The organism is Sphingobium sp. TKS (genome assembly GCF_001563265.1).
Lineage (GTDB): Bacteria > Pseudomonadota > Alphaproteobacteria > Sphingomonadales > Sphingomonadaceae > Sphingobium.
Genome location: NZ_CP005084.1, coordinates 904,666 through 918,631 on the forward strand (window position 1 = coordinate 904,666; position 13,966 = coordinate 918,631).

Annotated in this window: 11 protein-coding genes; 2 read left to right on the plus strand and 9 right to left on the minus strand. The window is 60.4% G+C overall.

What is annotated here, in order from left to right; genetic code table 11:
• Positions 1 to 19: 19 nt before the first annotated feature.
• Positions 20 to 2,245 carry a TonB-dependent receptor gene (locus K426_RS24935; RefSeq protein WP_066563522.1) on the minus strand — a complete coding sequence of 742 codons (2,226 nt, stop codon included), beginning with the start codon at positions 2,243 to 2,245 and terminating at the stop codon, positions 20 to 22.
• A 221-nt stretch (positions 2,246 to 2,466) separates the two neighbouring features.
• A complete protein-coding gene (locus tag K426_RS24940) occupies positions 2,467 to 3,738 on the minus strand; it encodes a TetR family transcriptional regulator (RefSeq protein WP_158511784.1) in 1,272 nt (423 codons plus the stop codon).
• A 130-nt stretch (positions 3,739 to 3,868) separates the two neighbouring features.
• On the opposite strand from K426_RS24940, the gene K426_RS24945 reads away from it, so the two are divergent.
• Positions 3,869 to 4,993, plus strand: a complete 1,125-nt coding sequence (locus tag K426_RS24945; RefSeq protein ID WP_158511785.1) for an AraC family transcriptional regulator — start codon at positions 3,869 to 3,871, stop codon at positions 4,991 to 4,993.
• A 134-nt stretch (positions 4,994 to 5,127) separates the two neighbouring features.
• Here the strand turns inward: K426_RS24945 and K426_RS24950 are convergent, their stop codons facing one another.
• From K426_RS24950 to K426_RS24980, 7 genes are all read right to left on the minus strand, one after another.
• A complete protein-coding gene (locus tag K426_RS24950; RefSeq protein ID WP_066563531.1) occupies positions 5,128 to 5,979 on the minus strand; it encodes an alpha/beta fold hydrolase in 852 nt (283 codons plus the stop codon).
• A 20-nt stretch (positions 5,980 to 5,999) separates the two neighbouring features.
• Complete coding sequence (locus K426_RS24955) at positions 6,000 to 6,599, minus strand: HD domain-containing protein (RefSeq protein WP_066563534.1); 600 nt, start codon at positions 6,597 to 6,599, stop codon at positions 6,000 to 6,002.
• Positions 6,600 to 6,665: 66 nt separating this feature from the next.
• Positions 6,666 to 7,463, minus strand: a complete 798-nt coding sequence (locus tag K426_RS24960) for a class II aldolase/adducin family protein (RefSeq protein ID WP_066563537.1) — start codon at positions 7,461 to 7,463, stop codon at positions 6,666 to 6,668.
• 66 nt (positions 7,464 to 7,529) lie between these two features.
• Positions 7,530 to 8,564 (minus strand): alpha/beta hydrolase, encoded by a 1,035-nt coding sequence (locus K426_RS24965; protein ID WP_066563539.1) that lies wholly within the window; start codon positions 8,562 to 8,564, stop codon positions 7,530 to 7,532.
• A 227-nt stretch (positions 8,565 to 8,791) separates the two neighbouring features.
• A complete protein-coding gene (locus K426_RS24970; RefSeq protein ID WP_082749199.1) occupies positions 8,792 to 9,850 on the minus strand; it encodes an alpha/beta hydrolase in 1,059 nt (352 codons plus the stop codon).
• A gap of 100 nt (positions 9,851 to 9,950) precedes the next feature.
• Positions 9,951 to 10,763: an enoyl-CoA hydratase-related protein gene (locus tag K426_RS24975; RefSeq protein WP_237230115.1), complete on the minus strand. Its 813-nt coding sequence runs from the start codon at positions 10,761 to 10,763 to the stop codon at positions 9,951 to 9,953.
• Between the two features lie 48 nt (positions 10,764 to 10,811).
• Positions 10,812 to 12,605 carry an acyl-CoA dehydrogenase gene (locus K426_RS24980; protein WP_145907719.1) on the minus strand — a complete coding sequence of 598 codons (1,794 nt, stop codon included), beginning with the start codon at positions 12,603 to 12,605 and terminating at the stop codon, positions 10,812 to 10,814.
• Positions 12,606 to 12,990: 385 nt separating this feature from the next.
• Between K426_RS24980 and K426_RS24985 the strand changes: the two genes are divergently transcribed.
• Positions 12,991 to 13,797, plus strand: a complete 807-nt coding sequence (locus K426_RS24985) for an SDR family NAD(P)-dependent oxidoreductase (protein ID WP_158511786.1) — start codon at positions 12,991 to 12,993, stop codon at positions 13,795 to 13,797.
• The last annotated feature ends 169 nt before the right edge of the window (positions 13,798 to 13,966 follow it).

The following is a 13,966-nucleotide window of genomic DNA, read 5'->3' on the forward strand; positions in this document are numbered from 1 at the left end:
GGTTTGCTGTCGTTTCTCTCTAGAAGTGGTATCCGAACGACGCGCCGATCTGCCGCGGCGGCTGATACTGGCTGAGCGCGAGCGATCCGATCAGCGCCGACACCACGATCACATTCGATTTGACCTGTTTGTTGGTGATGTTCTTCGCAAACAGGCTCGCCGTGATTCGCCGGTCTTCACTTTCATAGTTCAGGGACAGGTTGAGCTTGCCCACCGCTGACTGCGACGAGACCGGGATGTTGAACTCGCTGAAATACAGCCGTGACTTCCAGTCGTAACGGGCACCCAGCGTGACCTTGCCCGATGAGAGCGGCACGTCGTAATAGCCGCCGGCGCTAAAGCTGTAACGAGGCGCCTGGGGCAAGCTGTTGCCATCAAGATCGAACCTGCGCGTGCCATCGGGATCAATCGTTCCCAGATCGGGGCGAGCCGGATCGCCGGTGCGGAAGCGATCGAAGGTCGCATGGAGATAGGCGCCCGACACCTCGAACCGCAGCGCCTCGACGGGCCGGATGACGGTTTCGGCCTCGATGCCGTAGATGGTTGCCTTCGCGGCGTTGACGACCTGTGTCGACGCGCCATTGATCTGGTTCACCTGAAGATTATCATACTTCATGTGGAACGCAGCGATGTTGGCCTGCAATCCGTGATCGAAGAACCAGCCTTTCAGGCCAGCTTCAAGGTTGGTGTTCTTTTCCGGATCGAAGGCGGGAGCAAGACCGCCGGCCGAAAAGCCGCCGCCCTTGTAGCCAGTGGCATATTTCACATAGGCGTCGAGCCTCGTGCTGAAGGCATAGGATGCACCCACTTCATAGGTGACCTGACTGGACGAGGTGCTCTGCCTCGGCAGGATACCGACGTAGCTATTATAATCGTCGAGATCGACCTTCTTGTCGTGCGTGTATCGCAGGCCGGCAAAAACCTTTGCCTCGGGCGTCAGCGCATATTGGGCATGCCCGAAGAAGGCGTAGGAAGTGGTGTTGATCTTCGCACCCAGATCGACTGGCATGGGCAGCAGGCTGATCGGAACCGAAATATCCTGCTTCAGCTTTTCATGAAAATAGTTGGTGCCGATGATATAGGTGAACGGCTTGGACGCGTCGGACGTGTAAAGCAGTTCGCCATAATATTGATGGGTCTTGTTGTTGAAGTCGGAATAGGTGTGGAGCGCGTCGGTTCCGTCGCCGTCCTGAATATTGTGGATCTTGGTGTCCGCATAGGAGCCAAGCGCCTTGAGATCGCCGCTCCCCAGCGCCCAGTTCAGCGTCAGGTTGACATTCTTGCCTTCGACCCGCCTCATCGCTTCATTGTTGTACACTTCGCGCTTGCTGACACTTCCAAGCGGTTGCCCGACGAGAATTGCGGGAAGAGGCTGGTCGGGGTCGGGCGTGCCTTCGAGGAAGGTTGCCGGGCCGTTGGAGTGATCGCGCTGATATTCGACAAGCAGCCGGGCATTGAAGCTGTCGGAAGGCTCCCATTTGATCTGGCCGCGAACCGACTGGTTGTTCGCGTCGTCCAGTCGGCCCGGCGCGTTGGACGTGACAAGATTGTTCGAATAGCCGGGGCTGTAGGTCTCCGGCGTCGACAGGTTCTTCGTGTAGCCGCGGTTATAGGTCTGCTGGGCGGACAGGCGGGCGGTCCATTTACCCGATGCATCGAGCGCACCGCTGACATAGCCTGACGTGTTGATCCGGCCTGGATCAATGCCCGCCGTGACATCGAAGCCGTAATGCAATTCCCGGGTCGGCTCGTTCGGGATGATATTCACGGCCCCGCCCGTGGCGTTACGGCCAAAGAGCGTGCCCTGGGGACCGCGAAGAACCTCCACACGCGCCACGTCCAGGAACGTCGACAATGTGAGCGCGGGCTGGGCCATGTAAACGCCGTCTACCTGGATGGAGACGCCCGCATCGGATCCGGCGTTGATGGACGACCCATTGCCGATGCCTCTGATCGCGACGTTCGCTGAGTTGTAGCTATTGCCGATCTGGATGTTCGGATTGGGACCGACAAGATCCGTCAGCGCCACCGTCTGAGCGGCACGCAGCTTGTCGCCAGAATAAGCCGAAACCGCGATAGGCGTTTTCAGGATAGTCTCGCTTCGGCGGGATGCGGTAACCACGATGTCCTCTAACTGCTCCTGACCGCTTCGCCCCTGCGCGGGCGCGTCGGGCGTCTGCGCATGAGCAGCCGGAACAACGGCAGCCCCGCAGAGCAACGCAAGCACGCAATAGCCTTTCGTCATGATACCCCTCCATCAGTTTTGTCTTTTTGTGCTGATTCGCGTTGTATTGATTTCGGCTCGATGGAGAATGATGGTTGATCGCACCCGCGATGTCGCAATTTGCCGCAAGGAGGAAATCGCGTTTCGATCAATCGGCTTAGAGCCTGTTTGAAAATGCGCCTATTGGCGCATTGCGGCACCAGCCTCGGAAATCGCTCTTCCGCGATTTCTCAAACGGACTCTTACACCCAGAAACGGCCGGAGGAGATCATGGTCAGATCATGGGCAAACTCCCGGCGCACATGGGCCAGATCCTCCGTCCGCGAACCGCTGGCCACCAGCCGGATCAGTTTTCCGGTGAACAACGCCTGAGACAGTAGCGGATCGAGGGGCCGCAGCGACGAGGAGATCGGTGTCAAAAGACGCCGCCAGGCGCTGTGCTGGTCCGCAATGTCGGCCCAGATCGCCGATTGCAGCGACGGCTGGCGGCTGGCTTCAAGCCAAACCCGGTAGATTGCGAGACTTTCCAGCGCATATTCCGTCGCTTCGCGGAAGAAGATGACGGTCGTTCGATCGATCAGCCTTTCAAGGCTTTCTTCCCCGCGCTCCAGCGAGGCAACGATGCGATAGCGATCCTTCGCATTTTCAAACAGGCGATGCTGGGCGGCTTCGATCAGGCTGGCGGTTGTGGGAAAGTGGTAAAAGGCTCCGGACGGCGAAAGCCCCGCCTTGCTGGCCATGGCCTTGAGGCCGATCGCCGTCTGCCCCTTCGAAACCAGTTCATCCAGGGTCGCCGTCAGGATCGCCTCCCGCGTCACCGCCGACTTGCCGGTCAGCCGCGCAGGCTTGGCGGCGGGAGCCTTCTCGCCATGTCCCCACCGGTCGAGGGGGTCTTCGCCGCCATCGAACACCGCCCTCAGATCGTCCTCGGTAGGACGAAGAACCAGCACGAAAAGAAGAAGTCCGACCGTTATGTCACCATAGGATCGCGCAGCCAGTTCGTTGTCGTCACCGCCTGATGAAAAGGCCCATTCGCTCCAGACTTTTGCTGCGGCAGCGAACCAACGGCGGGCCAGCGCAAGAGATTCTGGGTGGCGTGGCGCATCCAGCATGATTTCGGTCCAGCAGGCGCTTCGCACTCGTTGCTCTCTGCCCACTTTGATCAGGAATTCCACAAGCCAGGATCGGGGGCACCCCGCCCCTCCCTTCCCGCTCGGCCCGGCAGCGTCATCGCGGGGAAGAAGCAGCGTGTCTTCATCCAGCATTTCCTGTGAAGCAGCGGCCAGGATGTCGAACTTGCTGGCGAAATGGTAAGTTGTCGACGCCAGGGAAACGCCTGCGGTGCGAGCGATCTCCCGGTGCGTCATGCCCGCAATCCCGCGATCCGCCAAAACGAGGATCGCCCCTTCGATGATCCGTTTGCGGGTTTCGACTGACCTCGCCTGAGCAGGCGCTCGCTTTGGCCCACGTGTCCTCACGCGCGTGCCGGGGATGGTGGAAAGGCGTCGGGTCACGGGCAATTCAGGACTATCCTCTACTAAGACATGGATGGCAGGCATTGCCTTGAACCAGTTTTTGTCCTATAGTACAAATTATTTCAAGGACTGGCTTCGCAACGACGAGCCGCCAACAGAGAGGCTGGATATGAAAGCGAACCTCTGCCGAGTTCAGGATTCAAGCGGCTATCCGTCGATGTTCGGCTCTCAGACATGGCCCAGCGCGATGCAGGATAGCCGGTCGGTCCTGTTTTCAACCGCAGCCCGTAATTTCGGCGCCGAACAACTTTCCAGACATTATGTCGAAACATTTTTCGGCGTGGAACGGGCGCGCGCGCTGATGGCGGGAGCCGGGCTGTGCGATGCGCTGGGCCAACTGCCCGCGAGCATTTCCCGTGTGGATTTCTGGAACCTGTGTGTCGATGGAATTTACAAATATGACGATGAGGGACACGGGTGCACCCCCCGGCCACTACCGAAGGGCAGTTGGACCGTGATCTTCACCGCGGTGAACCACATGGATTCGGTGAGCGAAGGACTGAAGCGCTTCTGCGAGTTCGTTCAGGTCATTCCCTCCGGCATGACGGTATCGGTCGGCTATGGCTCCGACGGCCTTAGCATTACCTACGCGATGAATGATCTGTCCGAACGGGGCGAAATCTATGTCGAGCTGATCGCGATGGTGTTTCATTGCGTCCTGGTCTGGGGCACGGGCCAATGGATCGAACCCGTCCGCACGAGGCTGTCGAGCCTGTTGGGCGATCGCAACGAGTCGCTTCTGACCGGACTTGCAACCAGTTGCTGGAGGCACGGAACCGGCGTCTCCATGGTCTATCCCAAGGAAATTCTCAACCTGCCGCTCGGCGTGCGTCGCTACAAGAGCTTCTCCTTCCACGAATCGTCCGTCTTCATGGAAATCGCGCAGAGATCGCCGCGCTCGGTGAGTTCGGATGCGTCCAGTTCGATCGTCGATGAATTGCGCGTGCTGATGCAGGAGGAAATTCCCAATCAGCGTGTCGCGGCCCGCAAGCTCGGGATGAGCGCAGCGACCTTGCAGCGCCGGCTCACGCAGGAAGGAACGAGTTTCCGTGAACTTTCCCGGGAAGTCCGGATGCGGAAGCTCTGCACCCTGCTGGCGACGGATGCCAATCTGGACGACATCGCGTTCGATCTCGGTTTTTCGGATCGCCGCAGTCTCTGGCGCGCCTGCTTCGACTGGCTCGGCATGTCGCCGACAGCCTACCGGCTGCAACGACGCCTGTGTGACAACTAGACCGGAGCGCGCGCTGGTGCGGACAGACCTGCTAGAGCGTTTTCTAAGCAGATAGAATCATCTGCTGACTCGGAAAACGCGGCAAAACAAAGGTCTAGAGCAGCCGATCCGATGCAATCGGGTCGGATTCTGCTCTAGGCAGGACTATCCGCGCCCTGCCTTATATGGTCGAGCAGCAGATTCGACACGATGTCGGGGCATTGATCGACGATGAAATGTCCCGCCCCTTCAACGGTCACGAACCGGAACGGTCCGGTGACATAGTCGGACGTCAGTTCCGCCGCATATCGCCCGACCGTCGCGTCTTCGGTGCCCCAGATGTAGAGGGTCGGCAGGTCGATAGGGGGCGTCTCGGCACCCGTGAAGCCGCTGGCGCGATACCAGTTGATGGCGCCTTCCACGCCGCCCGGCTCGGCAAGCTTGGCGATATGCACCGCCGCGATCTCTGGCGGCACATGCTGGGTTTCCAAAGCCTCCCGCAAGGGGCGAAGCCCGTCAATGCGCATCCGGGCATAGGCGTCCGGATCCTTCAGGAATCGGTGATGGCGGGATCGCTCTGGCTGCTCCGGGTCTTCCGCCATCGCCCGCGCGAAAGCCGCCGGATGGGGCCGCGACAATATGCTCAGGGTGCGAATCCTGTCCGGATGAGCCGACGCGAGCAACCACGCGATCTGCCCGCCCCAATCATGTCCGACCAGATGGAAGTCAGCAATGCCCAGCGCCTGCATGAGGTCCGCCGCATCCTGGACGATGAGTTCCACGCGATAGGAATCCTGCTCTGCGGGGCGCGCGCCCGTGGAATAGCCACGCTGGTCGGGCGCTATGACGCGAAATCCCGCAGCCGACAGAGCCTCTACCTGAGGATGCCACATATAGCGCGATTCCGGGAAGCCATGTAGCAGCAGAACGGTCTGCTCATTGCCGTGACCCGCAATGTCGACGGTGAATTCAAGGCCATTCAGGCTGACGCAACGCGTTTCGATCATGTCTGTCTGCTATCGGCCGATTATTCTGCGGTCGGGCTTTTGTAGAACGAATATCGCATCGTCGAGAAAAGCCGGTGGACCATCGGTTCGAACGCTTCGAGCGGCATGGTGTCGTAATTGGCGTCGAAGGCGGACTGATCGTAAAGGTGACAGAAATCCGCCGTATACTCAAAGTGCGGGTGCCCCCTGAACTTGTCCCGCATATGCTGGTCTTCACCGATATGATGGAAGAAATAATAGCCCTGGAAGATGGCGTGCTTTTCCACCATCCAGTGGTTCTTTTCCGAGACATAGGGCTTCAGGATCGCGGCGGCGAGATCCGCATGATTGCCTGAACCCAGCGTGTCGCCAATGTCGTGCAGCAGAGCGCACACGACATATTCCTCGTCCATTCCCGCCCGATAGGCGCGCGTGGCGGTTTGGACGCTATGTTCCAGCCGATCCACGGGATAGCCGCCGAAATCACCGTCCAGCAGCTTCAGATGCGTCAGGATCCGGTTGGACAGTCCCGCGTGAAAGGGCTTGTAATGGCTATCGATGATCGCCCAGTCCTCTTTGGTGGAATCGACCATTTGCGTGAAATGGGTGGTGGCGCCTTCGATTTCCTTGGGGTCGGACATTATCAGACTTTCTTGTATCAGACGGGATGCGCAATGGCGCGATAACGCCATCGCGCATGTATTCTGTTAGGCATCGAAACCCGGCAGTTCGCGATGGAGGCGACGCAGGCAACCGGGCCAGATCAACTCGTAAGCGGATTGACCGCCCTCCAGTCGAAGCGGGCCGCGCGCAGCCATCTGGGCGGCCACCGTCTCCTGCGCCTCTTCGGGTGCGATCAGCACCTTGTCGCGCCCCGCTGTCAGCGCCATGACCTGAATCTTGCAGGCCCGTTCCAGGATGAACATGGTGCGCCAGCAATCGCCAGCGTCCAGGCCAACGGCCAAAGTGCCGTGATTGCGCAGCAGCATCGCCGCATTGTTGCCAAGGTCGGCGACCAGCCGCTCGCGCTCGTCCCAATCGAGCGCGATGCCTTCATAGTCGTGATAGGCAAGTTCGGGGAGGACGGCCAGCGCAGTCTGGCTGAGCGGCAGCAACCCTTCCTTCTGTGCCGACACGGCAATGCCCTGGTCGGTATGCAGGTGCATCACGAACTTCACATCTTCGCGCGCGCCATGGATCGCGGAGTGAATGGTGAAGCCCGCCGCATTGACCTTGTAGGGCGTATCCTGGACGACTTGGCCGTCCATATCGACCTTCACGAGCGACGACGCCGTCATTTCCTCGAAGAAGATGCCGTAGGGATTGATGAGGAAATGATGGTCCGGCCCCGGCAGCCGTGCCGATATATGGGTATAGACCATATCGTCCCAGCCATGCAGCGCCACAAGCCGGTAGAGCGCGGCGAGATCGACGCGCATCTGCCACTCCGCCTCGCTTACCTGGCTCCTTAATGAAGGTGTCGGCGACCAAGAACCGTCAGCCATTTCAATCTCCTTTAGCTATTCCATCGAGAAGCGGGCCATCGACATCGGCGGCGAGCAGATTTCCCGTCACCTTCCCGTCCTTGCAAGATAGGCGATGTCGTTGGCGGTGTTGGCGCTAATGTCCGGCGCGCATCTCGGCAAAATCTCGACCGCATGCACCGTCCCGATCAGGGAACGACAGCGCGCGGGCACCCCGGCCGCCAGCAGCTTGCGATAGAAAGCGACGCCTTCGTCATGAAGGGGATCGCATTCGTTCACGCTGATGACCGTTTGCGGCAAGCCCTTGAGATCGGCTTCGGACGCGAAGATGGGCCATGCCAGCGGATCCTGACGCTCGAACGCCTCGATACCATAGGCCAAGGTAAGACGGTTGTTCCCGATGCTGATGAAGATGCCCTCATTATTGTGGGATGAGGGATGGTCGGGATGCGGCCACTGACCGGCGATAAACGGGCAAAGCGAATAAACGCCGTTTATAAGGCCGATGTCGCCATCGCGATTGAGCTTCAGCGCGGTCGCCAGGGAGAGATTGCCGCCGCCGCTTTCGCCGGCGAGAGTGATCCTGGCAGGATCGATCTTCAATTCCTCGGCATGCGCATGGACCCATTTCACGCCCGCGACGCAGTCGTTCAGGCCGGCGGGAAAGGGAGCCACTTCCGGAGCGGACGAGGGAAGCAGGCTGTTGCGGAAATCGACCATCGCGACCGCCACACCCTGCGCCGCGATGATGCTGCCCCATCCGCGGTAGTTGGGATCGAAGGCCGACAGATACGCCATACCGCCGCCATGCATATAATAGACACAGGGCAGGACGTCCGTGCCTTCGGGGCGGATATACTGGATTTTGATTTCATTCCCGTCCGGTTGCGAAATGAACGTCTTGGTTTCGTAGACAAGGCCGGCGGATGGAGCGGACTCTTCGCACACGGCCGCCGCGAAGAAGTCGGCATCTGCTGCCACAGCTTCCTGCGCCTCCGGAGTGTGCATGAACGCGATCACCTCTTCACGTGTGAGCAAGTCGGGCGCAGTCGGCGCCCCATACTCGCCAAAAATAGCTTTGATCCGTGGATCGATCCGGTGGTCATTCAAGAGCTTTGTCATTCTGTGCCTCTCCGCTTTTTTTGCGCATTCCGCCCCATCGCGCGCACGGCTCCATCCATGTGTAGCAGGACAGGAACCGATGGACTCGCCTGGAGCCGGGCCGATTATCAGCGCGAACTGCTGCCCCAATCATGCCATCCGCACGCCATGGGGCAATGACCAGCCTTCGCAACCCTCTGGTCGCGATTTACGGCACAGCGCCTTCAACCGCGTGAAATTCGGCGGGATCATGACAGCTTGGCGAGAGCAAGCACGATCTCCGCAAAGCGTTCCGGTTGTTCCTGCTGCACCCAGTGACCGGCCCCGTCGATAAAGTGAATGGAAACCGGGTCCGCCGCCAGCCCGTCCCGCATGATTTCCATCAACTCCGGCGCCTGATATGGACCCCAGTCAACCTTACCGGCAACGAAGGCCACCGGCATGGTGAGGCGCTGGCCGTGAAACGGCGACATATCCCGGCTGGTCATGCCTTCTGCCAGAGCGCTGCGATACCAGTTGAGCGCGGGCTGGAACCCGGTGCGGGCAAATTCGGCGGCGGCGACCGCCAGATCAGCATCGCTCAGCCATGCGCACGCCGCCACCTGCCTGGCGTTGGGCATGACGGCAGCGACAACCTCCGCCATTCCGCTTTGTGCCGGCATGCAATAATAATGCGGCAATCGGGCAAGGTCTGCGCCGGTCCAGCTCTTGAGCGGGAACGGCCTGTTCCCGTCCCAGTCGGCGCTTTTCTGATGATAGTAGCCGCGCAGAAACTGGTGAATCCCTTGTGGCGGATGCCACATGTCGTTGTTCGCGTCTGGGCCTGAATAATAGGCTTGATAATGTTTGCGCGGCTGCGGCAGTCGCGCAAGTTCCTCATGGACCGGATGGTCGAGGAAAGGCGCGGCCGGCGCGGCGCCTTTAGGGGGCGCGCCCCCGAAAGGCGACGCTGAAAGCACGAGGCGGCGGATCATGTCCGGCCGCGCGAGCGCGCAGAAGCCCGCGACAATCGAACCCGCATCATGGCCGATCAGCATTTCGATCGAAGAAAGACCAAGTGCTTCGACGAGGTTGAAGATATCCTTCGCCAGATTGCCTGTGGCATAAGGCTCCAGATCCGTGTGATAAGCGTCCGGCTGAGGGGTGGTGCGGCCAACACCCCGCTGGTCGGGCGCGATCACATGATAACCAGCCGCCGCCAGAAGCGGCATCAGCCTGCGCCAGCACCACGCCAATTCGGGAAAGCCATGCAGAAGAAGAATGGCGGGCCGATACTCCTCTTCAAAACCGGCTTCGAGAATATGCATGTCAAGATCGCCGGCCCCGCTGACGATGCGGGACCGGATGCCATCGGGCAAAAGGGACCGGGGCAGCGGGCCGGGATGACTGGTGGAATGCCCGGCCACTCTAATGCCCGCTGAAAAGGGGCGCTCGTTTCTCCGCGAAAGCCCTGACTCCCTCAAGATGGTCCGCCGTTTGCGAACAATCGATATGGCAGCGCACTTCACGATCCATATAGGGGCCAAATTCGGAGGACAGCGCCCTGTTCAGATGCTCCTTCATATAGCCGAGCGCCTGGGGCGGAGCGGACGCAAGGCGCCGGGCGATTACGGCCGCCTGCTTGGGCAGGTCTTCGGCTTCATACACCCAGTTCGTCAGCCCCATGTCCAGCGCCCGGTCGCTCGATATACGTTCGGGCAGGAACATCATCTCTCTGGCCCGCGCTGTCCCGACGAGCCGGGTGAGCAGATATCCGATGCCGAAATCCCCCGACAAAGCGACGCTCGCGAACGCCGTGAGCAGGAAAGCCGGGCGGGCCATGACCCTGAGGTCGCAAGCCAGCGCCAGCGCGAAACCCGCACCCGCAGCCGGGCCGTGGATGATGGCCATGGTGGGCTTGGCGATCGCGACCAGCCTGCCCGACGTCGCGCGCTGAATGGCGCATTGATACTCGACGCGATCGTCTAGTTTGGACGGCGTTATGGGGTTCTCTCCCATAGCCTTGACGTCGCCACCGGCGCAGAAGGCACGGCCACTTCCCTGAAGAACCACGCACCGCACTTCGTTACTGCCTTCGGCAAATGCGAGTTCGCGGTCCATAGCTTCCAGCATCGGATCGCTCATAGCATTGCGCGCTTCCGGCCGGTTGAGCGTCAGCGTCAAAATGCCTTGGTCCAGCGTCGACAGCAGATCAGGCGTTCCTGTATTCCGGCTTCCCAAGCCATCCTCCTCTTGATTATCTCGCATGCCTAACCGAGCCTTGTATCCCTAGACCGCGCGGATCTGCTCCGGCGTCGTGGTGAGGCAGGTGACGTCCAATGCATTCACCAGCCCCAGGTCGATCTGCGCGTGCGGCAGTTGGTAGCGGAAGAAATAGTCGCAGGTGGCGCGCTTGGCCTCATAAAAAGCCCTGTTGGTGGCACCGCCTTCTTCCATGCGAACGGCGACCATTGCCTGCCACAGCCACATCCAGCCGATGACGACCGTCCCGGTCGCATCGAGATAGAGCGTCGCGTTGGCAAGGCTGCGCTCCATTTCGGGCTCCGCCAGGGCCGCGGCGGTGGCGTCGGTGACCCAGGCGAGAGCTTCTGTCAGCTTGGCCGCATGGCCGGACAGCGCGGGGATGTGCACTGCTTCGCCGATCGTGGCCTTGATGCGCTGGATCAGGAGGGCAAGGCCGCGCCCCTCCCCCAGACGGACTTTCCGTCCCAGAAGGTCGATGCCCTGAATGCCGAACGTGCCTTCGTAGATATGGTTGAGCCGGTTGTCGCGATAGAGGCGCTCTACCGGATGATCGCTGGTATATCCCGCGCCACCCAATATTTGCATCGCCCATTTATTTGCCTCAAGGCAATGTTCTGACGGCCATGACTTGACGATCGGCGTCAACACTTCAAGCAGCAGGGCGAGGTCAGCTTGATCCACCTCGCCCCCGCCATTTTGCTCATCGACCAGCAGCGCGCAATAGGTGCACAGCGCCAGCGCGCCTTCGACCGCCGCCTTTTGCGCCAGCAGCATGCGCCGGATATCGACATGCTCGATCAGCGGAATCTGGGGCGAGCCGGGATTCTTCTGGCCGATGCGGCGGCCCTGAAGGCGCTCGTTCGCATATTCGAGCGAGTAGAGATAGCCCATCAGTCCCGACATTGTCGCGATATGCCCGACACCGATGCGCGCTTCGTTCATCATGTGGAACATCGCGTGCAGCCCCTGGTTGGGCTTGCCGATCAGATAGCCGACCGAAGCACCGTCCTCACCGAAATTGAGCTGGCAGTTGGTCGTTCCGCGCTGCCCCATCTTGTGCGCCAGACCGACCAGCGTCACATTATTGTCTTCCCCCGGCCGGCCTGCTTCGTCGAGGCGCTTTTGCGGGACGAGGAACAAGGAGATGCCCTTGACGCCGGCGGGCGCGTCGGGAAGCCGGGCAAGAACGAGATGAACGATATTCTCGCTCATGCGGTGGCCGCCGCCGGAGATCCATATCTTGGTGCCGCGCAGATGATAGGAGCCGTCGCCCACGGGATCGGCCCGCGTCGTGATGTCGGACAGCGACGAGCCCGCCTGCGGTTCGGACAGGCACATCGTACCCATCCAGCGCCCCGCGATCATATGTGACGCGTAGCGGGACTTCTGCTCCTCCGTGCCGAATGCCAGCAAGAGACGTGCCGCCGCCGCGGTCAGCAGGAAGTAATTGGCGATCGCGACATTGGCGGCACTGAACATGCCGTTGACGGTCATGCTGACCGTATGCGACACGCCCAGCCCTCCGACTTCCTCGGGAAAGCTCTGCGCCGAAAGACCTGCCTCGCTATAGGCATTCAGCGCACGACCGACATAGGCCGGCATGACCGCTTCGCCATTCTCGAAGGTCGGTGGAACGGCGTCGAGCGTGGCGGCCGTAGGCAGATATTCGGCTTCAGCGATGCGCTGCGCCGTATCCAGAAGCTGTGAAATCAACTCCCTGTCCTGCCCTGCGAAGGGACCGGACGCATGCGCCTTCTCCAAATCGAACATGTCAAACAGCAGAAAGTCGAGATTATGACGGTCGACGATGTAGCTCACGGTAACTCCTGGAAGCCAAGCGGTGCGCGAAAGGCGCGATTGGCATGCGCGCGGGTTGTACCTTGAGGACTTTTGGGCATGGCGGCTAGGACGGTTTGATGCAGCCGAAACATCGCAATCTCGCTCAAGCCGCTGGGGCCGGCGTGAGCGCAGATTGAGCAAGCTGATTGCAGGAGAGCGGAATGGGAATTCTAATATTCACACAGAGTTAGACCGACCACATCTGGCAAGGTGAACCTGGTGCTACGTGGGCGGGTGAATATATATGTCACCTTGTCCATGAGGGTATTGGTCATGGTCCCGGTTGGACGGGACGCATATTGCGGCGGTTAAGAATTGGGCGCTTGCCCGTTCATCATTCCTCCATGTGCTAAAGGAAATCGATTTGTCTGGGAATCTTGGTACAGCGATCGTAACCGGGGCTTCTTCGGGTATCGGCAAGCTTTTCGCCGATCGTCTTGCCTCGCGCGGCTATGATCTCGTGCTCGTCGCGCGGCGCGAAGACCGGCTTCGCGCTATCGCGGCTGATCTGGAAAGCCGTTTTTCGGTTCGCGCTGAAGTTCTGGTCGCCGACCTCTCCGATCCTGCGGGCGTTAGCTCCGTCTCGAAGCGCATTTCGGCCGATCCTTCGGTTTCGTTCCTGGTGAACAATGCCGGCTATTCCACGATCAAAACGCTGGTCGAAACGCCGGATGATGTCATCGCCAACATGATCGCCCTCAACGTCACGGCTTTGACGACCTTGTCGAAGGCCGCTCTCGTGCGCTTTACCGAGCGGGGTGCGGGCACGCTCATCAACATCGGTTCCGGCGCGGGTTTCGCGCCCTTCCCCGGCATCGGCATTCCTGTTTATGCGTCGACCAAGGCCTATGTGTATCTCCTGACGAAATATCTTCAGAACGAGGTCGAAGGCACTGGTGTGAATGTGCGGCTGATCCTGCCTGGCGCCGTGGTTTCCGAAGGATGGGACGTGGCGGGCGGCGCCGAGCTGGACCCGCTGCCGGACGCTATCGTCATGACGACCGAAGATTGCGTTGACTCGGTGATGTCGGGTCTGGAGCAGGGCGAGCCTGTCATCGCGCCGTCGCTGGCGGACCTGTCTCTCCTCGAAGCCTATGACAGCGCGAGTGGAACGCTCCTGCAATCCATGTTCAATGCCGAGCCTGCCGCGCGCTACGGCTTGAAGAAGTAAGGCCGCCTTCCACGCGCAAGGCATCACAGGTTGGTCGAAGTCTTGCGCGATCGGACGGTCCTCCGATCCGCTTATCTCGGCCAGCCGCGCCAGCCGGGCATCGGTCGCTCCGGTCGCCTGTAGCCAGTGCTGGACCTTCAGCACGGCCATGTCGCCATGGTCGAGCCTG

Excerpts from the sequence above, each read along its gene's own strand:
- K426_RS24935 (WP_066563522.1), bottom strand. The coding sequence starts at position 2,245 with ATGACGAAAGGCTATTGCGTGCTTGCGTTGCTCTGCGGGGCTGCCGTT.
- K426_RS24945 (WP_158511785.1), top strand. The coding sequence starts at position 3,869 with ATGAAAGCGAACCTCTGCCGAGTTCAGGATTCAAGCGGCTATCCGTCG.
- K426_RS24950 (WP_066563531.1), bottom strand. The coding sequence starts at position 5,979 with ATGATCGAAACGCGTTGCGTCAGCCTGAATGGCCTTGAATTCACCGTC.
- K426_RS24955 (WP_066563534.1), bottom strand. The coding sequence starts at position 6,599 with ATGTCCGACCCCAAGGAAATCGAAGGCGCCACCACCCATTTCACGCAA.
- K426_RS24960 (WP_066563537.1), bottom strand. The coding sequence starts at position 7,463 with ATGGCTGACGGTTCTTGGTCGCCGACACCTTCATTAAGGAGCCAGGTA.
- K426_RS24965 (WP_066563539.1), bottom strand. The coding sequence starts at position 8,564 with ATGACAAAGCTCTTGAATGACCACCGGATCGATCCACGGATCAAAGCT.
- K426_RS24970 (WP_082749199.1), bottom strand. The coding sequence starts at position 9,850 with ATGCATATTCTCGAAGCCGGTTTTGAAGAGGAGTATCGGCCCGCCATT.